Genomic DNA, 22019 nt, shown 5'->3' on the forward strand with positions numbered 1-22019 from the left:
CGGCACCATGCCCCGAGAGGCCCCTGTGGACGAGAACCGTGCGGACCGGACCCCGGTGGACGAGTTCGACTACGTGGTGGTGGGCGGCGGTACGGCCGGTGCGGTGGTGGCCGCCCGGCTGTCCGAGGACCCGGCCGTCAGCGTCTGTGTGCTGGAGGCCGGCCCCTCCGACGTCGACGACCCCGCCATCCTCCGCCTCGACCGGTGGATGGCGCTGCTGGAATCCGGTTACGACTGGGACTATCCGGTCGAACCGCAGGAGAACGGCAACAGCTTCCTGCGGCACGCCCGCGCCAAGGTGCTGGGCGGCTGCTCCTCGCACAACTCCTGCATCGCCTTCTGGGCCCCGGCCGAGGACCTCGACGAGTGGCGCGCGCTGGGCTGTACGGGCTGGAGCGCGGCCGACTGCTTCCCGCTCTTCCGGCGGCTGGAGACCAACGACGCCCCCGGCGACCACCACGGCCGCAGCGGCCCGGTGACCCTGCGCACCGTCCCGCCCCACGACCCGTGCGGGGTGGCCCTCCTGGAGGCGTGCGCGGCGGCCGGTATCCCCACCACCCCCTTCAACACCGGCCGGACCGTCCTCCGCGGCGCGAACTGGTTCCAGATCAACTGCCGCCCCGACGGCACCCGTTCCTCCGCCTCGGTCTCCTATCTGCACCCCGTCCTGGGCAAGCGGCCCCGCCTCGACGTCCGTACCGGGGTCCAGGCCAAACGGCTGGTCCTCGACGACGCCCGGCGGTGCACCGGCGTCGACTACCTCTCGCCCGACCTGATCCACACCCGCACCGTCCGCGCCCGCCGCGAGGTCGTCCTTTCCTGCGGCGCCATCGACTCCCCCAAGCTCCTGATGCTGTCGGGCATCGGCCCGGCCGGACATCTGCGCGCCACCGGTATCGAGCCGCTGGTCGACTCCCCCGGCGTCGGCGCCCACCTCCAGGACCATCCGGAGGGCGTGATCATGTGGGACGCCCGGCAGCCCATGGTCACCTCGTCCACCCAGTGGTGGGAGATCGGCATCTTCGCCGCCACCGAACCCGGCCTGGACCGCCCGGACCTGATGTTCCACTACGGCTCGGTGCCCTTCGACATGAACACCTACCGGCGCGGCTACCCCACCTCCGAGAACGCCTTCTGCCTCACCCCGAACGTCACCCGCGCCCGCTCCCTGGGCACCGTCCGGCTGCGCACCCGCGACTTCCGCGACAAGCCCAGGGTCGATCCGCGCTACTTCACCGACGAGCACGACGTACGCGTCATGACCCACGGTCTGCGCCTGGCCCGCGACATCGTCTCCCAGGCCCCCATGGCCGGCTGGGCCGGTGCCGAACTCGCCCCCGGGCCCGACGTCCGCTCCGACGCCGACCTCCTCGAATACATCCGCACCACCCACAACACCGTGTACCACCCCGCCTGCACCGTCCGCATGGGCGCCCCCGACGACCCGGCGACACCCCTGGATCCCCAGCTCCGGGTGCAGGGCGTCACCGGACTGCGCGTCGCCGACGCCTCGGTCATGCCGTTCCTGACGGCGGTCAATCCGTGCATCACGACGATGATGATCGGGGAGAAGTGCGCGGACCTCATGCGGGCCGAGCGCCCGTGAGCGGCGCCGGGGAGTACCGGCAACGCCCCCGGACGGCGGTCATCCCCTCACCGGGCCGCCGGCGCCGGAAGCACACAGCTGACCCGCCAGCCCCCGCCGTGCGGCCCCGCCTCCAGCGTGCCGCCCAGCGCGCCGACCCGCTCGGCCAGTCCGGCCAGCCCCGTACCACCGCCGTCGCGGGTGCGCGCCGGCGTCCCGCCGCCGTCGTCGACGACGGTCAGCTCCACCGCCCGGCCGGCGGTACGTACGGCGGTCACCGCGATCCGTGAGGCGTGCGGGGCGTGCCGCCGGATGTTGGTCAGCGATTCCAGGACCGCGCGGTACGCCGCGTCGTCGGCCTCCCGCGCCAGGACACCCGCGATGCCGTCCTCCTGGTTCAGCTCCGTCCGGGCCCCGGTCGTCGCGGCGAACCTGCCGACCAGTTCGGCCAGATCGGCCAGGCCGTACAGCCGGGTGGCCGGCGGCTCCGCCCACGTCCCGCCCTCTCCCGTGCGCAGGGTGCGCACCATCTGGTCCATGGCGTCCAGCGCCCGCGTCCCCGCCTGTTCGATGCGCGCGTAGAGCTCGTGGTTCCGCTCCCGTACCCCGTCGCCGAGCTGGGCGGCCTGGGCCTCCAGAACGATGCCGGTCACCTCGTGGGCGACGAAGTCATGGAGATCGCGGGCGACTTCGCCGCGCTGGTCGCGCAGCGCCTCGGTCACCGCGCGCGCCCGCCGGTCGTCCAGCGACCGGAGGTAGAGCCCGACGCCCGTCGCACCCGCGGCGGGGAGGAAGGCCAGCAGCGCCACGAAGACCGACTCCCGCCACCCGAGCTGGGGTGCGTGCAGCGTCATCCGCAGCGGCAGGACGACCACGGCGGTCCCGATCAGCCCGCCGAGCCGGCTGACGCGGGGGCGGGGCTCCCGCCGGACCACCCGGTACAGGAGTACCAGCAGGGCGGTCATTTCGAACGGCAGCCAGAGGAGGACCGGTCCCGCCGCCCCGGACCAGGCGAAATCCAGCACCACGGAGAGGCCCGCGGTGACACCCGCGGACCGGGCCGGCGAGATCCGCTTCATGGGCCCGGGGTGTATCGCGGCCACCAGCGCCACCGCCGCGGCGCCCGCCAGGGCCCAGGCGCCGGGCGGTCCGGCGAGGGCGGGCAACAGCATCATCGCCACGGCCACGCCGCACCACCATGTCCGGCGCTTTGGTCCCGTGGGCGTCCCCGTGTGCTCCATGCGACGAGGCTACGCAGGCGCGCCGGACGGGCACCCGGCGGCGCCGGGCCGCGGCGCCGCACCACCCGGACCCGCGGGTTCCCGGCCGGACCCACCAGGCCGGGTCCGGTGCCACCGCCCGCCGGGGACCGGCAGGTGGGGACCGGTCGGCCCATGCGCCGGGCGGGCGCGGCGCCGCAGGCTGGGCGTGCGGGCCGCGGCCGTCGGCCCCCGGACGCGGCGAAGGGATGTGGCCACGATGACGGACCACGAGACCGGCTCCCCGGCCGGGCCGGCCCAGGAGCCCAGCGACCTGGGCCGCCGGGTGGCGCTGCGCCGTCAGCAGCTGGGGCTCACCCGTGAACAGGTGGCGGCCCGTGCCGCCGCCGCGCCGGACTACCTCCGGTACGTGGAGGAGCAGCCGGCCACGCCCGGTATGGGGTTCATGCTGCGTCTCGCCGAGGCCCTGGACACCAGCGTCGAGGAGCTGGTCGGCGGGACGGCGGAGCTCCCGCCGGGCCTGGGCCGGGCCGCCGCCCGGCCCGAGGTGCTGGTCCTCACCGTGCCGGAGTGCCGGGAACTGCTCGCCACCCATGGCGTGGGCAGGGTGGCGGTGACGGTGGCGGACGCGCCCGCCGTCTTCCCGGTGAACTACACCGTCGCCGGGAAACTGATCGCCTACCGGACGGCACCGGATGCCGGGCCGGCCGCCGCGGCCGGTCATGACGCCGCGCTCGAAGTCGATCACCTCGACGACGCGTTCAGCGCGGGCTGGAGTGTCCTGGTCGTGGGTCCGGCCCATGCGGTCACCGATCTCGACGAACTGCTCACGCTGGAGGAGAACGCCTACACGGCCCCCTGGGTCGGCGGCGGGCGCCAGCAGTGGATCGCCATCCGGCCCAAGCGGGTCACCGGGCGCCGGATCCGCGTCCAGGGCTCCCGGCGCCGGAGCCGGGCGCCCGGCCCGGACGCCGGAGCCGACACCGGTGTGGACTCCGGCGTGGACTCCGGTGAGTACGCGTGAGGTGCCGCGGTTCCGCGGCGGACGGAGGACGGAATCCGAAGCCCCGAAGCCCTGGGTACGGAGTACGACGAGCAGCGGAGGAAGTGGGGAGTCATGGCCAGAACGGTGGAATGGGCGGTACGGCTGTATCTCTTCGAGGAGGACGGGACGACCAAGGCGCGGGCGGTGCTCGACACCGGAACCTCGACGGTCACCGGCCACGGGACCGCGCGGTGCAGTCCCGAGGACCTCGACGTGCCGGAGATCGGCGATGAACTGGCCGCCGGACGCGCCCTGACCGGCCTCGGCCGCCTGCTGATGCGGGTGGCCGACCAGGACCTGGCGGGCCTCGGCGCCGCACCGCCCGGCCGGGCGCGGCCGGCCCCGTACGGATGGGCCGACGCGGCGCTCTGAACGGGGCACGAGCGACGCGAGCCGCCGGTGCCGGGCGCTTCCGGCGGCGGATCCGTGCGGGGCCGGCCGCGCAGGCCGGTGCGGCCGGCTCACCGTGCCGGACGGCGCGATGTTCCGTAGCGTCGTCCCATGGCGCAGGATCACGGCAGCGAGCAGCCCGGAAAGCTCCCCCGGTCGTGGTACGAGCACGAGCTGTACCGGTTGCAGACCGAGCTGGTGAAGCTCCAGGAGTGGGTCAGGACCGAAGGCGTCCGGCTCACCGTGGTCTTCGAGGGGCGCGACGCGGCCGGCAAGGGGAGCACGATCAAGCGCGTCGCGGAGCGTCTCAACCCCCGGGTGACGCGGATCGTCGCGCTGCCCCGGCCCACCGAGCGGGAGCGCACCCAGTGGTACTTCCAGCGCTACACGGAGCATCTCCCCGCGGCCGGCGAGATCGTGCTGTTCGACCGGAGCTGGTACAACCGGGCCGGTGTCGAGAAGGTGATGGGGTTCTGCACGGCGGCGGAACACCGGCGGTTCCTCCGGCAGTGCCCGGTCTTCGAACGGATGCTGGTGGAGGACGGGATCCTGCTGCGCAAGTACTGGTTCTCGGTCAGTGACCACGTCCAGGATCAGCGGTTCCGGAGCCGGCTCGCGGACCCCACCCGGCGCTGGAAGCTCTCCGCCATGGACCTGGAGTCCCGCACCCGTTGGGAGGCTTACTCCCGGGCGAAGGACGAGATGTTCGTGCACACCGATGTCCCGGAGTCGCCGTGGTACGTCGTCGAGAGCGACGACAAGCGGCGGGCCCGGCTGAACATGATCGCTCACCTGCTGTCGACCGTCCCGTACGAGGCCGTCCCGCCGCCGGTGCTCACTCTGCCGCCGCGCCCGCCGGCCACCGGCTACCGACGGCCGCCCCGCAGCCTCCAGACCTACGTCCCCGATCACGCCGCCGGGCTCCACGGGTGAGGGCGGGCGGCAGCCGTCCGCCCCCGTTCGAGGTGCCCATCCGGCCACGGCGATTACCGTGGAGGTGTGGCCCTGCCGGTGGCGTACGGGCCACGGCCGGAGGTGCGGTGGGCGACAACGGAACCGCCCGGAGTGCTGCGGCCCGGCGACGGCTGGGCGCGCTGCCGGAGGACCTTCAGGAGCGCCTCGACGCCGTACGGCGCGGCCCCGGCGAGGAGGCGCCGCATCTGCTGCTCGAAGCCGTCCTGTCGGTGGGCCGGGGGCTGGACCTGCCGCAGGTGCTGCGGCGCATCGTCGAGGCGGCGGTGGTGGTCGTGGACGCCGAGTACGGCGCGCTGGGCGTCGTCGGCGAGGGCACCCGGCTCACGAAGTTCCTGCCCGTCGGGGTGACCCCGGAGCAGGAGCGCGCCATCGGCGGGCTGCCGGCCGGTCACGGCATCCTCGGTGAGCTGATCCGGCACCCCGTGCCGCTGCGGCTGGCGGAGCTGTCCGAGCACCCCTCGTCCTACGGGTTCCCGCCGGGCCATCCGCCGATGCACTCCTTCCTCGGCGTCCCCATCACGGTGCGCGACGAGGTGTTCGGCAACCTCTACCTCACCGAGAAGCGGGGCGGCGGAGAGTTCGACGCGCAGGACGAGACGGTGCTGTCGACCCTCGCCGTGGCGGCGGGGATGGCCATCGAGAACGCCCGGCTCTACGAGGAGGCCCGCTGCCGCCAGCAGTGGCTGGAGGCGCACCGCGATATCGTCGCCGGTCTGCTGCCCGGCAGTCTGCTGCCCGGGGCGGACGAGAAGCACGTCCTGCGGACGATCGTCGACCACGCGCTGCGCATTCTCGCCGCCGATCTCGGTGTCCTCGCGCTGCCCACCGGGGACCACGCCCTGCGCGTGGTTCTGGCGTCCGGTGTCGACGCCGAGGCGCACCAGGGTCTGGTGCTGCCCCGGGACGGTTCGTTCGCCGGCGCGGCCCTGGACGCCGGCGGGCCCCTGCTCAGCCTCGATGTCGAGCACGATCCCGAGGTCACCGCGGGTCCCCCGCGCTGGGCGGGTCTGGGGCCTGCCGTCGCGGTTCCCATGATCACGGGTGAGCGGGTGCGCGGCGTCCTCCTGCTGGCCCGCCTCCGGCAGCGGGCCGCGTTCACCGCGTCGGAGACCGCACCGCTGCTGACGTTCGCGGGGCAGGCGGCGCTCGCCATGGAACTGGCCGAACAGCGCCAGTCCGCCGAGCAGCTCGCGCTGCTCGCGGACCGCGACCGGATCGCGCGTGACCTGCACGATCTGGCAATTCAGCGGCTCTTCGCCACCGGTATGACGCTCCAGAGCGCGGTGCGCTTCGTGGACCATCCCGAGGCGAGCGAGCGGCTGCTGCGCGCGGTGGACGATCTGGACGAGACGATCAAGATCATCCGGTCGACCATCTTCGGGCTCCGCACCCACGACCGGGGCCGCGCGGCCCACGGGCTGCGGATCCGCGCCGTCACGGCGGTGGAGCAGGCGGCCCGCGCCCTGGGCTTCCCGCCCGCCCTCCACATGGCGGGACTGATCGACACGGACGTCCCCGAGGACACCGCCGACCATGTCGTCGCCGTCCTCGGGGAGGCCCTGTGCAACGCCGCGCGGCATGCGCACGCCACCTGCGTGGACGTCTCGCTGACCGCGCGCGACGGCACGCTGGCGCTGCGGGTCACGGACAACGGGGTGGGCATCCCTCCGGGCGGCCGCCGCAGCGGGCTGCGCAACCTCGCCAGGCGGGCCGAGAGCCTGGGCGGTGCGCTGACGGTCGAGGCGCCGGCGGACGGCGGCACCCGGCTGGAATGGCGCGTACCGCTCCGCCCGGATGCCCGGCCGCGGCCGGGCGCCTGAGGTGCCTCAGGGGGTGTGCCGGGGCGGCTGCCGGGCGCGGCGGCCGTCTCCGGGCGGGGTGCCGGCGCCCCGGACGCGGTGTTCGATCCGGTGCCGGACGCGTGCGGCGAGGTCCGTGAGCGGGCCCGAGAGGGACGCCCGCACCGGTGTCGGGGAGCGGATGGACCGGGCGGTCTCCGGCAGCTGTGCCAGGTCGGCCGCGAGCCGCCGGGCGGCGTCCGGCAGCCGGCCGGGCGGTCCGGTGCGCACCCCGTCCCGCATCACCGTCTCCAGGAGCGGCACCCCGTCCGCGGGCGGCGGCTCGTCGGCGAGGCCGATCACATCGGCGCAGCCGGGGCGGCGGAACACCTGCTTGCGGCCGGGCGCGGTCACCTTCGCCGACGACAGCTTCATCACGGGCCGCCCGTCGTACTCGACGAGCTTGTAGGCGGAGTCGAGGTAGGGGGCGTCGGAGCTGACGCCGATGCGGGTGCCCACGGCGTAGACGTCGATCGGCGCCCCCGCCGCCGTCAGGTCGTCCAGGGCGAATTCGTCCAGCCCGCCGCTGGCGACGATGCGGACGCGGTGCAGCCCCGCCTCGTCGAGCACCGCCCGTGCGCGCACCGCGAGCGCGCCGAGGTCGCCGCTGTCCAGGCGGATGGCGGACCCCTCGGCGCGGCCGAGGTCGCGCAGCACCCGCGCCGCCACCGCGACGCCGGACTCCGTGTCGTAGGTGTCCACCAGGAATGTCACCGGTCCCGGATGGGACCGGGCGAAGGCCGTGAAGGCCGCCGCCTCGTCCTCGAACGCCTCGATGTAGGAGTGCGCCATGGTGCCGACCGCCGTCAGATGCTCGGCATGGGCCGCCGCCACGTTGCTGGTGCCCGCGAAACCGGCCATGGCGCCGAGCCGGGCCACCTGGAATCCCGCGGCCGTGCCGTGGGTGCGCCGCAGCGAGAAGTCGACGACCGGATGTCCCCGGGCGGCGATGACGCACCGTGCGCACTTGGCGGCGATGGCGGTCTGATGGCTGAGCTGGTTCAGTACGAACGTCTCGACGAGCTGTGCCTGGGGCAGCGGGGCCGTGATCTCCAGCAGCGGTTCACCGGCCAGTACGACGTGTCCCTCGGGGACGGCTCTGACCTCACCGGTGAACCGCAGGTCCCGCAGCGGTGCCAGGTCACCGGCCGGCCGGTGCAGGGTCTCGGCGAAGGTGTCGATGTCCGCCGCCCCGATGTGGAATCCGGCGAGGAAGTCGAGGGCCGATTCCAGTCCGGCGGCGACCAGGAAGGCCCGGCCGGGCGGCAGGTCGCGCACGAAGCAGCTGAAGGTCGCCGGCTGCGTCATCCGCTCGCGGAGGTACGAGAGCGCCATGGTCACTTCGTACAGATCGGTCGTGGCGGCATCCGACATCGGCTGCTCCTTCCCTGGCCCCGGGCCGCCCGCGGCAGCTGCCGCGGGCGGCCCGGGGTACGCCGGTCAGAGCCCACCGGCGCCGCTCGTCACCCGGTGGTGTCGGTGGCCGGCGCGTTGTTCGTGAGGTCCACCGCGGCGCGCAGGGCACGGGCAAGCCTGACGGCGTCGTCCACGGCCCAGACGTGGGTGAAGAACAAGCGGGGTTCGTCCGTCAGGCCGTGGTTGTGGAGTTCGATGAGATCGATCCCGCAGCGGCGCAGTGCCTTGAGAACTTTCTGGACTTCCCCGGCGACCATGGCGAAGTCACCGTTGAGCGCGGCCCGGCCGTCGCCCAGGGGCTGGAAGTTGAAGCTGGTGGTCGCTCCCAGGCCCGACGGCAGGACGCGGCCCCCGTCGGTGACGGTCTCGCGGCGGACGAAGACGCAGGAGTAGACGCCGCCGTCGCTCGTTCCCTTGACGCCCAGTGCGGCGTCGATGCCGGCGGTGTCCAGTTCGAGGGGCGGCGCCACGCTCTGCCGGGCCGGGGGCGGGGTATCCGTGTGATCGAGGATGGTGCGCACACCGCGGGCCAGGGCCACCGGGTCGGGTCCGTGCCCGTGGATGTGCGTCCACCAGATGTCGGGGTTCTGGGCGAGCAGGTGCTTGTGGATCGCGGTCTGGGTGAACCCCTGCGCGTGCACGGCATCGCTGAACGGCTGCAACTCGCATTCGGTGACCACCAGATCGCCCATGGTCATCGTCATGCCGTCGCTGTAGCGGACGAAGGACACATGGGAGCCGAGCGCGAGCGCCGGTCGGACGGTGATCCCCTGGGAAACCACGTGCAGGTCGGTGCGCGGGAAGGCGGTGTGGTGGTACTCCCCCCGGATCAGCGTGCCGGCCCGGCCCAGTGTCGCCGCGACGCTCTGCCAGTCCGTCTCGGTCGTGGGTACCGGCTTGGCCGGCCTCCCCTTCACCGGCCCGCTGAGCGCGCTGGCTCCGGAGCTCGCGGCGACCACGCCCGCCCCGGCCATCACCGGCACCAGCACGGCCCCGGCCAGCAGCCGTCGCCGCTCCATCAGCGCACCCGCGCGCCGGTCCTGCTGCTGTCCTCGGCTCATCGATGAGTACCTCCGTGACGACACGCGTTGACGGCATACGGTGACGCCATGAAAGCACGCAGTTCCCCAGATACCGGGGCATTCCGCCCCGTCGGCGTAGTCGCGTGTGGCCGTCGGGGACGCTGCGGGAGGTGCCCGGTGCCGGGGTCCGGCCGGGGGCAGGGCCGTCAGTTCCGGTGCGGTCCGGCCTCCGGGTCCGGCGGCGGGGTCGCCCGGGTGGCGAGGACCGCCGCCTGGATGCGGCGCCCGACGCCGAGTTTGGCCAGCAGGCGGGAGATGTGGTTCTTGACCGTCTTCTCGGAGAGGTAGAGCCGCTTGCCGATCTGACGGTTCGTCAACCCTTCGCCGATCAGGCCGAGGATCTCCCGCTCCCGCGGCGACAGGCCGGACAGCGCGTTCTCCTCGTGCTCCGCGCCGGGGTCCGGGCCGCGCAGACTGCTCATCAGCCGCGCCGTGGTCGCCGGGTCCAGCATCGAGCGGCCGGACGCGACCGTGCGCACCGCGGCGACCAGATCCTCGCCCTTGATCTCCTTCAGGACGTAGCCCGCCGCACCGGCCATGATCGCGTCGAGCAGCGCATCGTCGTCGTCGAACGAGGTGAGCATCAGACAGGCCAGACCCGGCAGGCGCGAGCGCAGCTGCCGGCAGACGGTGATCCCGTCACCGTCCGGCAGCCGCACATCGAGTACCGCGACATGCGGCCGCAGTGCCGGTACCCGGGCCAGCGCGTGGTCGGCGGTGCCCGCGTCGCCGACCACCTCGATATCGGGCTCCGCGTCGAGCAGGTCCTGCACACCGCGGCGGACCACTTCGTGATCGTCGAGCAGGAACACCCGGATGGGCGCCCGCGGTGAGAACTGTCCGGTGTCGCTCATGGCGTCCTCCACGCTGTCGCCCGGCGTCGCCCCGTCTCCCATGGTGCGGCGGGTGCCCGGCGCGCGCCAGGGCCGGCCGGGGCGGCGCACACCGGATGCCGGCCGCCGCCGGCACCGGCCCGTCGCCGCCGGTCACCAGCGGTCGGCGCTGCCCGGTGGTCCGTACAGCTCCATGAGCCGGGTGCGGGTGCGGTGCAGCCGGTCGGCCACCGTCTGCGCGGCATAGCGGTACATCGCGCGGCCCAGTACGGCGTCGGCCTCGCACAGTGCGCGCACCGCCGTGGCGTCGAACTCCACGGCATCCACCGGACGCACGGCCGCCGCCCCCAGGTGCCAGAGGTACGGCGGGAACAGCCAGGACCAGCCGAGCAGGTCGTCCCGGCCGAGCGTCTCGACGACCGCCGCCCGCCGTCCCGGGACGTGCAGGTCGAGGTCGACCAGGCCCGAGCGGATGACCCAGAACCGGTCCGCCCGGCGGCCCTCCTCGAAGATGCGGGTGCCACGCGGCAGGGACACCTCGCGCGCCACCTCGGTCAGCCGCTCGGACGTCCCGGCGGGCAGCACGTCGAGCAGACTTCTGGTCGTGGTCATCTCGTCCTCCGTCCCGGGGCGGCGGCCGGGGACTCCTGGCGGGCCGGGCCGCCGCCGCTGTACCGTCCCCGGCCGGGCGCGGCCGCGGTGCGCGGGGTGGTCTCCCCCGGCTGGTGGTGGGCGGCCGCGCGGCGGTGCGTGAGCCGGTCCACCACCGCGATCACGCCGTGGACCTGGCGCGTCATCCGTACGGCCACGGCGGCGTCGCCGCTGCTCTCCAGGCAGCCGCTCAGCGTCACCACGCCGCCGCGTACCGAGACCCGCACCCGGTGCGGGCTCAGCCACAGGGTGCGGACCATGATCTCGTCGAGGACCTCGTCGCGGATGTCCGCATCCGGCCGGCAGAAGATCTGCAACAGGTCACGCCGGGTGACGATGCCGACCAGGCGGGCCTCCTCGTCCACGACCGGCAGCCGCCCGATGCGGTGCTCGGCCAGGAGACGGGCCGCGCGGACGAGGGAATCGTCCGCCCGGATGGTGATCGCCGGGACGGACATCAGCTCCCCCGCGGTCGGCGGTCCCGCGCCGCCGGTTCGCCGGGCGCGCCGCAGATCGGCCGCGGAGACGACCCCGGTCACCCGCTCGTCGGCGTCCACCACCGGCAGCGCGCCGACGTCGTACTCGGCCAGCCACCGCTGGAGGTCCTCGCGCGGGGTCGCGCGCAGCGCCCGGACCACGTCGCCGGTCATCACACTGCCGACCCTCCGTGGCTTCATCGCACGCCTCCTTCGGCGCCCGCCCCGCCGGGCGGCCGGTGCCGACGGCGGCCGCGCGGCCCGGCTCTCGCGGGCGGCACTCCCATGATCGGACGGCGCGGGGCCCGGTCACAGGGGCCTTCCGGGACCGCCCGAGGACCAACCGGCCCTGCCTGCCACCCCCGCCGCGACGCGCCCTCGGCCGGGGGCCGTGGTGCCATGGAGTGGAGCCCCTGACGAAGGGATCCGCCATCATGGGCGACGCGCCGTCCCTGGCCGCCTGCCTGCGCTCGCTGCGGGCCGTGGTCTTCGACACCGACGGAGTCCTCCTCGACTCCGCCCGGGTCCACGCCGCGGCCTGGCAGGGCGCCTTCGACGCCTGCCTGGCGGCCGCGGGGCAGCGGCCGTTCGACCCGGTGGACGACTACCGCCGGTATGTCGACGGCCTGTCCCGGCAGGACGGGGCCGCCGGGTTCCTCGCCTCCCGGGGGCTGGACCTGCCGCTCGGCGACCCCGCCGACCCGCCGGGTACCGCCACGGTGTGGGCGGTCGCGGCCCGCAAGGAGGAGCTGTTCACCGAGCTGCTGCGCGCGCAGGGCATCGTCGCCTGGCCCGGCACCGTACGCCTGCTGCACGTGCTGCGGCACAGGCGGATGCCGTGCGCGGCCGTCTCGGCGTCCCGCCACGCGGCCGAGCTGCTCGCCGCGGCGGGCATCGACGGCCTCTTCGAGGCCGTGGTGGACGGCAACGAGGCGCGGCGGCTGGCGCTGCCGGGCAAACCGGACCCGGCGCTCTTCGTGGAGGCGGCCCGGCGCCTCGGCGTCCCGGCCGGCGACACCGCCGTGGTGGAGGACGCCCTGGCCGGTGTCGAGGCCGGCCGGCGCGGCGGATTCGGCCTCGTGGTGGGCGTGGACCGCACGGCCGGCCCGGTCGGCGCGGCAGCCCTGCGCCGCCACGGCGCCGATGTCGTGGTGACCGACCCCGGCGAGCTGCTGACATCCGGGGAAGGCTGATGGCCGGCGCCTGGACCTGGTCGTACGAGGGGTACGAACCGGCGGAGGAACGGCTGCGCGAGACGCTGTGCACCCTCGGCAACGGCTACTTCGCCACCCGCGGCGCCGCGTCCGAGACGCCCGCCGGTCCCACGCACGGTCCAGGCACGTACGTGGCGGGCTGTTACAACCGGCTGGCCTCCACCGTGGCGGACCGCCGGGTCGAGCACGAGGACATGGTCAATCTGCCCAACTGGCTGCCGCTGCGCTACCGCATGCGCCCGGCGGACGCGCCCCCCGGGCCCTGGCTGACCCCCGACGGCGGACAGCTGGTGGAGCACCGGCAGACGCTGGACCTGCGGCACGGCACCCTGACCCGGTGGACGGTCTACGCGGACGGCGACGGGCGGCGGCTGAGCGTGGAGCAGTGCCGTCTGGTGCACATGGGCGACCCGCATCTGGCCGCGCTGCGCACCTCGTTCACGGCCGACGGGTGGACGGGCGAGGTGGAGGTGGTGTCCGGGATCGACGGGGATGTCCGCAACACCGGCGTCGAGCGGTACCGCGATCTCGCCAACCGGCATCTGACCGGCTGGGCGACCGGTTCCGAGCAGGACGACACGGTGTGGCTGGGCTGCCGCACCGTCACCTCGGACATCCGTGTCGCACTGGCCGCCCGCACCCGGGCGGCCGGGCCCCGGAGCGCGAAGCCGGTGGCCGGTCTCACCGCACGCCGGGCCCGCCAGACGCTGACCCTGCCCGTCGGGCCCGGCACCGACGCGGTCGTCGACAAGACGGTGGCGCTGTACACCTCCCACGACCCGGCGATCGGCAACCCCGTGAGCGCGGCCGTCCGCGCCGCGCACCAGGCCCCGCAGTTCCGGCGGCTGCTGGCCGCGCACCAGCGCGCCTGGGAGCACCTCTGGCAGCAGACGAAGCTGGAGGTCCCCGGTGAGGCGGGCCGGATTCTGCGGCTGCACCTCTTCCATGTGCTCCAGACCCTCTCGCCGCACTCGGCCGAACTGGACGTCGGGGTACCGGCGCGGGGCCTGCACGGCGAGGCGTACCGCGGGCACGTCTTCTGGGACGAACTCTTCGTGCTGCCGTTCCTGAACCTGCATCTGCCGGAGGTCTCGCGGGCCCTGCTCGGCTACCGCCACCGGCGGCTGCCCGCGGCCTGCCGGTCGGCGCGGGAGGCGGGCCGGGCGGGGGCGATGTACCCGTGGCAGAGCGGCAGCGACGGCCGGGAGGAGGCGCCGGAGGTCCACCTCAACCCGCGCTCGGGGCGCTGGCTGCCCGATCACTCCCGGTTGCAGCACCACGTCGGCTCGGCGATCGCGTACAACGTGTGGCAGTACTGCCAGGCCAGCGGCGATACGGAGTTCCTGCACACCAAGGGCGCGGAGATGGTGCTGGAGATCGCCCGCTTCTGGGCGGCCGGCTCGGTCTGGGACCCGGACCTGGGCCGCTACCGCATCCGCGGGGTCGTCGGTCCGGACGAGTACCACGACGGCTATCCGTCGGCCACCGAACCGGGGCTGGACGACAACACCTATACGAACGTCACCGCGGCCTGGGTGCTGCGGCGCGCGCTGGAGCTCTGCCACACCCTCCCCGAGATCCGGCGGCAGCAGCTGTTCGAGCGCATCCGGCTCGGTCCGGACGAGCGGGAACGCTGGGAGGACATCGCGCACCGGCTCCATGTGCCGCACCACCGCGGGGTCATCAGCCAGTTCGCGGGCTACGGCGACCTGGCGGAGCTCGACTGGGAGGGCTACCGGAAGCGGTACGGGGACATCCGGCGGCTGGACCGGATCCTGGAGGCGGAGGACGACACCCCCAACCGCTACCAGGCGTCCAAGCAGGCCGACGTGCTGATGCTGGGCTACCTCTTCTCACCGGCGGAACTCGCCGGGGTGTTCCGGCAGCTCGGCTACCCCCTCGACGACGACATCTGGCACGCCACCGTCGACTACTACCTGCGCCGCACCAGCCACGGATCGACGCTCAGCTCCCTGGTGCACGCCTGGGTGCTGGCCCGAGCCCGCCGGGCCGACGCCTGGACGTACTGCGAGGAGGCGCTGACCGGGGACGTGGCGGACCTCCAGGGCGGCACCACCGCCGAGGGCATCCACCTGGGCGCGATGGCGGGCACGCTGGATCTCGTCCAGCGCGGGATGACAGGCCTGGAGACCCGCGACGGTGCGCTGTGGCTCGCCCCGGCGCCGATCCCCCAGCTCTCGGAGTTCGGGGTACGGCTGCGCTATCTGCGCCACTGGGACATCGACCTGCACATCCGGGCCGAGCACGTGTACCTGGCGGTACCGGACTCGGGCCACGCCCCGGTGCGGGTGAAGCTCGGCGGCCACACGTTCACGGTCGCCCCCGGTACGACCTGCCGGCTCGACCTGCCCGGCGGCTGACGGGGGAACCGAGTCCGGTGCCGTCCGTTCCGCCGGGTGGGCCGGTCGGCCCGGGTGGGGGCCCTGCGGCCCCTCGCGAGCCGCGCGCGTACCGGACGACCGTGGGAGGTGAACCGTGGAACCGCTCCCCGCCCGGAGGTGTGCCATGACCCGCCCCGTGACCGTCGGACTGGACGGCTCCCCCGCGAGCCTCGCCGCCGCCGACTGGGGTGCCCGGGAGGCGCTGCGCCGGGAGCTGCCGCTGTGCCTCGTCCACGCCTGGGAGTGGCAGCCCTACACGAACGCGCCGCTCGCGGGGACGGAGGGACCCCGGCAGTGGTCCGAGCGCGTGCCCCGCGAGGCCGCCGCGGACCTCCGCAACCGCTACCCGGACCTGGACATCACCACGGACCACCGCACGGGCCCGCCCCCGGAGGTGCTGTGCGACGCGGCCCGGGAGGCGGAGCTGCTGGCCATGGGCAGCGCCCGGATCGGCACCCTCGCCGGCTTCCTCCTCGGGTCCGTCGGACTGTCCACGGCCGCGCACAGCGAGCGGCCGGTCGTCTTCGTACGCGCCGGGACGACGGCCGACGACGAGCACCGGCCCGCGCCGGACGGACAGCCCCCGGCGGCGATGGCCTACCGTCCGGTGGTGCTCGGCCTGGATCTGAGCCGGCCGTGCGCGGAGGTGATCCGGTTCGCCTTCGACACCGCGGCGCTCCGGGCGGCCCCACTCCGGGTGGTGCACGGCTGGCACCCGCCCGCCTACTTCGCCTACGGAGCGGTGGCGCGCCCCACCCTCCACGCCGACATGGCGGCGGAGCAGACCGACGCGCTGCGCACCGCGCTGCGGCCGTGGCGGGAGAAGTACCCCGGTATCGACGTGATCGAGCAGTCCGCGTCCGGTCCGCCGGCCCGTCACCTGGTGACGGCGGGCGCCGAGGCCAGCCTCGTCGTCATCGGCCGACGGACCGGCCGCTCCTGGGTGGGACCGCCCCGCATCGGGCACGTCGCACACGCCGTCCTGCACCACTGCCCGGCGCCGGTCGCGGTCGTGCCGTACGCGTGAGGTCCCCTGCGTGTGAGGCCCCGGAGGCGTGAGGTCCCGGACGCGTGAGGCCCCGGACGCGTGAGGCCCCGGACGCGTGAGGTGAGGACACGCCGCGGCGCCGGGCGGCGGCGCACGGTCGCCGTCGCGTCGGGAGCGGGGCGGCGGGAGCGGGGCGGCGGTGCCGCCGGTCTCCGGTCCGGGTGGGCGGACGGTCCCCGTGGGCGGACGGTCCGGGTGGACGGACGGACCCCGTGGGGGACAGTCCCCGTGGGCGGACGGTCCCCGTGAGCGGACAGACCCCGTGGACGGACAGTCCCCGTGAACGGACGGACCACGTGAACGGACGGACCACGTGAGCGGGTGGGCGGACAGTCCCCGTGGGCGGACGGACCACGTGAGCGGACGGCCCGCCGACGTTTCGCCCGGTGGAGCGAGCAGCGGACCGGGGCCCGGCCCCTTCGCGCCACCCTCGGCGGACTCGGTGCCCGCGGAGACGTACATCGACCGGTCTCGGCGCGCGCCCGGACGACGGCTCCCGTCCGGCGGGGAGAGCACGCCGGTCCGGGCGGGCCGGTCCGGCCCGTGGTGTTCCCGCACCGAGGCTACTCCGGCCGGTGGGCCGGGTGTTGGGGTGTCGGGGCGTCGGGGCGTCGGGGCGTGACGCAGGAAACGCCGTGTTCGCGTCAGGATCCGGCCGTGGGTACGGGCTGGGGGCTCGGCGTCGCGCACGGCGGGATGCCTGTCGTGGGCGTCCGCGCGCGGCGAGATGCCTGTCGTGGGCGTCCGCGCCCGGCCGCGCCGGTACGGGGAGCGTGACGCCGGGTGAACGGGCGTGATGGCATGGGGACATGGAGTTGCGTGAGTTGCGGGCGTTCGTCGCGGTGGCGGAGGAGGGCGGACTGTCCGCGGCGGCACGGCGGCTGCAGATGAGCCAGCCGGCGCTGTCCCAGACGGTCAGCGGTCTCGAACGGCAGCTGGGGGTGAAGCTGCTGGTGCGCGGCAGTACCGGGGCGCGTGCCACGGAGGCCGGTATCGCCCTGCTCGGCGAGGCGCGGGCGGTGCTGGCCCGGCATGACCAGGCACTGCGGGTGATGGCCGGGTACGCCGCTCCCGGAGGCGGGGCCCTGCGGATCGGCATCCCGCTGGAGCTGCCCGCCGGGCTGCTCGATCCGGCGCTGGCGGAGTTGGCCGAGGCCCATCCGGACACCCGGGTGCAGGCTCGCCATCTCTCCAGTGCGGAACAGCTGGCGGCGTTGCGGACCGGCGCGCTCGACGTCGGTCTTCTGCGGGAGCGGCCGACCGGGCCGGAGTTCGATGCGCTGCTGGTCGTACGCGAACGGCTCGGGGTGCTGCTCGCCGCGGAGCGGGCGGCCGAGCTCACCGGTCCGGACGGCATCGCGCTGGAGGAGCTCATCGGCCTGCACTGGGTCGGGTTTCCGCGCTCCGGTAGCCCCGCCTGGTACGACGAACTGACGGCGGTCCTGCGGGGCCACGGTCTCGGCCTCGGCCCCGAGGCGCCGGAGGGGCAGGCCCTGATCGCCGACGTGAAACTGGCGTCCGTCGGCGCGGGGCGGGCTTTCGCCCTGGCTCCGCCTCGCTGGCAGCAGCCGCTGCCGGACCGGGTGGCATGGTCGCCGCTGGCCGGCCATCCGCTGGTACGGCGCACGTGGGCGGTATGGCCGGCCGATGCGACCCGACGCGATCTGAGCCGGTTCATCGCCGCCCTTGCCTCTTCGACGCACCACTGAGGTGCCGGGCGGCCCTCGGCGGAACAGGGGCGCCGCCCGGTGTCCTCGCCGCCCGCTCCGGGGCCGGGGACACCGGGCGGGCCGCCGCCGGGCTCAGACGGCGGTGCGTCCGCCGTCGACGGGCAGCACCACACCGTGGACGAAGCTCGCCGCGTCACCGGCCAGATAGGCAATCGCCTCGGCGATCTCCTGCGGTGCGGCCACGCGGCCCGCCGGGGCCTGGGCCGCCAGGGCTTCGAGGTCCTCGCCCATGCCGGCGGTGCCCTCGGTACGTACCGGGCCGGGCCGGACGGCGTTGACCCGCACACCGCGCGGGCCGTACTCGGCGGCCCACGCCTTGGTCAGCAGCTCCACGGCCGCTTTGCTCGACCCGTACAGCGCCATCCCCGTGATACCGCTCTCGGCGGCGATCGTGCTGACGTTGACGATCGCGCCGCCGCCCCGCTCGGCCATCGCCGGGGCGAGCGCCGCGACGAGATGGAAGGGGGCCTTCACGTTGAGTTCGTAGACGGCGTCGATGTCGTGCTCCCGCGCCTCCTCGGTGGGGCCGAAGGGGTAGCTGCCCGCGTTGTTGACCAGGATGTCGACCCGGCCCCCGCCCAGGGTTTCCGCTTCCCGCGCCAGCTGTCGCACCGGCTCCGCCGCGCGCAGGTCCGCGGCGACGAAGTCGGCCTTGCCGCCGCGGCCCCGGATGGCACCGACCACGGAATCGCCGCGGGAACGGTCCCGGCCCGCGACCACCACGTGCGCGCCCCGCTCGGCGAGCAGTGCCGCGGTGGCGGCGCCGATGCCACTGGTCGCTCCGGTCACCAGGGCCACGCGTCCGGTCAGATCAAAAGAACCCATGAGTCGTCCTTCGCCTCGGAGGGGCGAGCGCACCACGGCCCGACTGCGCCGCGACCGCTGCGCTCCCTCATCTCATTCGTGAGCTGACGTGCATCGACAAGCGCGGATCCGCGCCACGGATTCCCTCACCGCCATAGGCGATGCCGGGAGCCGCCATTGATACGGGAATTCTGCGCGGCCGACGGGCTTCGCGGCGCGCGCCGCGCTGCTGCGAAGCAGGTCAGAGCCGTTTCGGCGGCCAGAGGTGGCCCTTATGGCGGCTCTTCGCCAGGCGTATGGGGAGGTACGGCGGACGGCGGGCTTCGCCCGGTGACCTGACGTACGGGGCTCACGGAGACACTTCCGGCCCTTACGGGCGCACTGTCGGCTTCTGCGGGCGCGCTGCCGGCTTCCGCGGACCCACTGCTCTTGCGGACGCACTGTCGGCTCTTCAGGCGCGCTGCCGGCTTCCGCGGACGCACTGTCGGCTCTTGCGGACGCACTGTCGGCTCTTCGGGCGCGCTGCCGGCTCTTGCGGAGGGGCGGGCGGCCGGGCGGCTTCGCTCTGCGGTGCGGTCCCGGACAGCGTCCTGGAACCCGGAGGCGCGCGGAGTCCGCCACGTCACCTCGGCCGGTCTGTCCGTCGGCCTGCCGACCAGCCGGTTCACAGGCGAGTTGGCCCTTGGCCGTCAGCCCGCCGCGGAACCGGCCGAGCGCCTGACCGGCCGCCGAACGTGCCGGACCTTCCCGTTCATCCCCCGCTGCCCTCCCCCCGTACGGACCCCCGCAACGTGCCGACGGGTCTGCGGACGGGCGCCCCGGCAGCGCTGCCACCCGGCTCCGTGGAGGGTGCCCGCGGCGGGGATCCGCGGCTGACCGGGGCCCCGTTCCCGGCCGGTCGCACGGCGCCCGTCACCACCGCTGTGGTTCGCGCCCCGTACGAACCATGTCCCGCGCCACCCGGTACGGCCCCCATGGCCCGCGCCCCCCGCGGCGCCGAGCGCGGGCACCAGGACGTGGCCCGTGCGGTGGCGGGCCCCGGCCGCCGCCTCGCATCGGACCGTCTCAGGAGCCGACACGCATCGCGAGACTCCAGCCAGGCTCGCGTCGGGTCCGGCCTCAGGCGGCGGACCTGGTCCCGGCCGGGCGCCGCCGGAGCGCCGCCGTGGTGAGCGTCGGCGGAGTCCAGGCGCCGTCCGGGGGATAGAGGTCGGTGCCGGGCGGGACGATTTCGTCGATCCGGTCGAGGACGGCGTCGTCCAGCACCACGGAAGTGCCCTTGAGGGTGGACCGCAGCTGCTCCATCGTGCGCGGGCCGATGATCACCGACGTGACGGCAGGATGCGCGAGCGGGAAGGCGACGGCCAACTCCGGCAGCGAGCAGCCCACTTCCCCGGCCACGGCGACGAGCTGCTCGACGGCCTCCAGCTTCGCGGCGGTGCGCGGCGCCGACGGGTCGAAGCGGTCCGGGTTCAGGGTGGGACGTCCGCTGCTCAGATCGAGAGCCTGGCCCTTGCGGTAGCGCCCGGTCAGGAACCCCGAGGCCAACGGGCTCCAGGTCAGCACCCCCATCCCCAGGCGCTGCGTCACCGGCAGCACATGCCTCTCGACGCCTCGGGCCAGCAGCGAGTACGGCGGCTGCTCGGTGCGGAACCGCTGGAGCCCCCGGCGGTCGGCCACGTGGTACGCCTCGACGATCTCGTCCGCGGGGAACGTGGAGCAGCCGAACGCCCTGATCTTCCCCTGGCGCACGAGATCGGTCAGGGCGGAGAGCGTCTCCTCGATATCGGTCGTGTGGTCCGGCCGGTGCACCTGGTACAGGTCGATCCAGTCCGTGCCCAGCCGCCGCAGACTGTTCTCCACCTCCCGGACGATCCAACGCCGCGAATTACCACCCCGGTTGGGGCCGTCCCCCATAGGGAAATGAACCTTGGTCCCCAGTACCACCTCGTCGCGGCGGCCTTTCAGCGCCTTGCCGACTATCGTCTCCGACTCTCCCGCCGAGTACATATCGGCGGTGTCGACGAAGTTGATCCCCTCGTCGAGCGCGGCGTGGATGATCCGGACACCTTCGTCGTGGTCGGCATTGCCGACGAAACCGAACATCATGGTGCCGAGACAGTAGGGACTGACCTCGATGCCGGTTCCGCCCAGAACGCGGTGGCGCATGAACTCTCCTTGGCCGTCGGCAACTTGAACGCCGCGACCGTACGACTTGGAGTCCACTCCAGGGCAAGCGTGCTTCCCCCTCTCGGCTCGCCTTTCCCTCTTCGACGCAGGCCGCCTCAAGCCCTGCTTCGCAGGCCGGGGCGAACACCTTCGTTCCGCCGCGCAAAAGGATTGTTACGCTGCCGTGGTGATCCTGCCGACGACCCAAGAGATACGTGCACTGCACGAAAAGTACGCGCCCACACGTGAGGCACTCGATCTCGTATACACCCACTGCGAGATAGTCTCCCGCATCGCGGAACAGCTGATGGCGGACACCGTTCTCCAGCTTGATTCCGCACTTGTACGTGTCGGTGCGCTGCTCCACGACATCGGCGTCTACCGGCTCTACGACCGCGCCGGACGGCTCGATCACAGCAACTACATCCGCCACGGCGTCCTCGGCCACGAGATCCTCCGCCAGGAGGGCTTCCCGGAGCGACTCTGCCGTTTCTGCTCCTGCCACACCGGAGTCGGTCTCACCAGGCACGACATACGCGAACACGGACTGGGCCTGCCCGAGGCCGATTACCTGGCCGAGACCACCGAAGAGCAATTGGTGATGTACGCGGACAAGTTTCACAGCAAAACCACACCACCGACGTTCCTCACAGCCAGCTCCTACGGTGTGTACGCAGAGAAATTCGGCGGGGACAAAGTCCACGCATTCCACCTCTTGCGCACCCGGTTCGGCGAGCCCGACCTCACCTCCCTCAGAGCACAGTACGGCCACCCGCAAGCATGAGCCGATCACCGAAAAGCGCCTCGAAAGGGATCAGGATCTGCCCCGTCAGGCGGACATAGGGGCGGCCTTCGCGTGAACCTGCCCTGCTCCGCCACGTAGACAGGGGAAGCACCGCGAAAGGCCCGGTCGTGAGCTCGGGGCCCCGCCGGCGCCGAGCCCGTCCGGCCCTGCCCGGTGCGGCCGACGCCGCAGCCCCGCCTCCGTCCACGCGGTGAACCGCCGGCGCGCGGAGGCCGGCGAGACCCCGAACGACGCCCCGACCCTTCGCGCCTTCCGCGCCCCCGCGCCCTCCGCACCCGGGCGGCCGACGGCGGCACCGCACCCGCGCTGTTCGTGCAGCGCGCTGTTTGTGCAGTA

The 22019-nt window shown here is 73.9% G+C and carries 18 protein-coding genes; 10 read left to right on the forward strand and 8 right to left on the reverse strand.

Going from position 1 to position 22019, the window contains the following annotated elements; all coding sequences use genetic code 11:
- Nucleotides 1-7: 7 nt before the first annotated feature.
- Nucleotides 8-1606 carry a GMC family oxidoreductase gene (locus ACLJWH_RS13980; RefSeq protein WP_411141979.1) on the forward strand — a complete coding sequence of 533 codons (1599 nt, stop codon included), beginning with the start codon at nt 8-10 and terminating at the stop codon, nt 1604-1606.
- 47 nt (nt 1607-1653) lie between these two features.
- Here the strand turns inward: ACLJWH_RS13980 and ACLJWH_RS13985 are convergent, their stop codons facing one another.
- Nucleotides 1654-2772: a sensor histidine kinase gene (locus ACLJWH_RS13985; protein ID WP_411141980.1), complete on the reverse strand. Its 1119-nt coding sequence runs from the start codon at nt 2770-2772 to the stop codon at nt 1654-1656.
- Nucleotides 2773-3064: 292 nt separating this feature from the next.
- Between ACLJWH_RS13985 and ACLJWH_RS13990 the strand changes: the two genes are divergently transcribed.
- The 4 genes from ACLJWH_RS13990 (at nt 3065) to ACLJWH_RS14005 (ending at nt 7035) form a co-directional block, all read left to right on the forward strand.
- The gene (locus tag ACLJWH_RS13990) at nt 3065-3829 is read left to right on the forward strand and encodes a helix-turn-helix domain-containing protein (RefSeq protein ID WP_411141981.1); all 765 of its coding nucleotides are present in this window, start codon (nt 3065-3067) and stop codon (nt 3827-3829) included.
- A 93-nt stretch (nt 3830-3922) separates the two neighbouring features.
- The gene (locus ACLJWH_RS13995; protein ID WP_411141982.1) at nt 3923-4222 is read left to right on the forward strand and encodes a DUF1876 domain-containing protein; all 300 of its coding nucleotides are present in this window, start codon (nt 3923-3925) and stop codon (nt 4220-4222) included.
- Nucleotides 4223-4351: 129 nt separating this feature from the next.
- Nucleotides 4352-5173, forward strand: coding sequence for a polyphosphate kinase 2 (ppk2, locus tag ACLJWH_RS14000; protein WP_411141983.1), 822 nt, complete (start codon nt 4352-4354; stop codon nt 5171-5173).
- Nucleotides 5174-5280: 107 nt separating this feature from the next.
- Complete coding sequence (locus ACLJWH_RS14005; protein WP_411141984.1) at nt 5281-7035, forward strand: GAF domain-containing protein; 1755 nt, start codon at nt 5281-5283, stop codon at nt 7033-7035.
- Between the two features lie 6 nt (nt 7036-7041).
- Here the strand turns inward: ACLJWH_RS14005 and ACLJWH_RS14010 are convergent, their stop codons facing one another.
- The 5 genes from ACLJWH_RS14010 to ACLJWH_RS14030 form a co-directional block, all read right to left on the reverse strand.
- On the reverse strand, nt 7042-8427 hold the full coding sequence (locus ACLJWH_RS14010; protein ID WP_411141985.1) for a nicotinate phosphoribosyltransferase: 1386 nt from the start codon (nt 8425-8427) through the stop codon (nt 7042-7044).
- A gap of 89 nt (nt 8428-8516) precedes the next feature.
- Nucleotides 8517-9530, reverse strand: coding sequence for a DUF1259 domain-containing protein (locus ACLJWH_RS14015; protein ID WP_411141986.1), 1014 nt, complete (start codon nt 9528-9530; stop codon nt 8517-8519).
- Nucleotides 9531-9697: 167 nt separating this feature from the next.
- Nucleotides 9698-10405: a response regulator gene (locus ACLJWH_RS14020; protein ID WP_411141987.1), complete on the reverse strand. Its 708-nt coding sequence runs from the start codon at nt 10403-10405 to the stop codon at nt 9698-9700.
- Nucleotides 10406-10537: 132 nt separating this feature from the next.
- Nucleotides 10538-10996 carry a Crp/Fnr family transcriptional regulator gene (locus ACLJWH_RS14025; RefSeq protein WP_411141988.1) on the reverse strand — a complete coding sequence of 153 codons (459 nt, stop codon included), beginning with the start codon at nt 10994-10996 and terminating at the stop codon, nt 10538-10540.
- Nucleotides 10993-11712, reverse strand: coding sequence for a CBS domain-containing protein (locus ACLJWH_RS14030; protein WP_411141989.1), 720 nt, complete (start codon nt 11710-11712; stop codon nt 10993-10995). The genes ACLJWH_RS14025 and ACLJWH_RS14030 overlap by 4 nt, the downstream gene beginning before the upstream one ends.
- Nucleotides 11713-11945: 233 nt before the next feature.
- Here ACLJWH_RS14030 and ACLJWH_RS14035 point away from each other — a divergent pair, with 233 nt between their 5' ends.
- The 4 genes from ACLJWH_RS14035 (at nt 11946) to ACLJWH_RS14050 (ending at nt 17884) form a co-directional block, all read left to right on the forward strand.
- On the forward strand, nt 11946-12704 hold the full coding sequence (locus ACLJWH_RS14035; RefSeq protein ID WP_411141990.1) for an HAD family hydrolase: 759 nt from the start codon (nt 11946-11948) through the stop codon (nt 12702-12704).
- Nucleotides 12704-15106 (forward strand): glycoside hydrolase family 65 protein, encoded by a 2403-nt coding sequence (locus tag ACLJWH_RS14040; protein WP_411141991.1) that lies wholly within the window; start codon nt 12704-12706, stop codon nt 15104-15106. The genes ACLJWH_RS14035 and ACLJWH_RS14040 overlap by 1 nt, the downstream gene beginning before the upstream one ends.
- A gap of 145 nt (nt 15107-15251) precedes the next feature.
- A complete protein-coding gene (locus ACLJWH_RS14045) occupies nt 15252-16154 on the forward strand; it encodes a universal stress protein (protein ID WP_411141992.1) in 903 nt (300 codons plus the stop codon).
- Between the two features lie 830 nt (nt 16155-16984).
- Entirely contained in the window at nt 16985-17884 is a 900-nt protein-coding gene (locus ACLJWH_RS14050) for a LysR family transcriptional regulator (RefSeq protein WP_411141993.1), read from the forward strand.
- Nucleotides 17885-17977: 93 nt separating this feature from the next.
- Here ACLJWH_RS14050 and ACLJWH_RS14055 read toward each other — a convergent pair whose 3' ends face one another.
- Together ACLJWH_RS14055 and ACLJWH_RS14060 are read right to left on the reverse strand one after the other, a co-directional pair.
- On the reverse strand, nt 17978-18730 hold the full coding sequence (locus tag ACLJWH_RS14055; protein ID WP_411141994.1) for an SDR family NAD(P)-dependent oxidoreductase: 753 nt from the start codon (nt 18728-18730) through the stop codon (nt 17978-17980).
- A gap of 1098 nt (nt 18731-19828) precedes the next feature.
- The gene (locus tag ACLJWH_RS14060) at nt 19829-20878 is read right to left on the reverse strand and encodes an aldo/keto reductase (protein WP_411141995.1); all 1050 of its coding nucleotides are present in this window, start codon (nt 20876-20878) and stop codon (nt 19829-19831) included.
- A gap of 187 nt (nt 20879-21065) precedes the next feature.
- Between ACLJWH_RS14060 and ACLJWH_RS14065 the strand changes: the two genes are divergently transcribed.
- Entirely contained in the window at nt 21066-21662 is a 597-nt protein-coding gene (locus tag ACLJWH_RS14065; protein ID WP_411141996.1) for an HDIG domain-containing metalloprotein, read from the forward strand.
- Nucleotides 21663-22019: the final 357 nt, after the last annotated feature.

The sequence above is a fragment of the Streptomyces sp. x-80 genome (assembly GCF_046549095.1).
Taxonomy (GTDB): Bacteria; Actinomycetota; Actinomycetes; order Streptomycetales; family Streptomycetaceae; genus Streptomyces; species Streptomyces celluloflavus.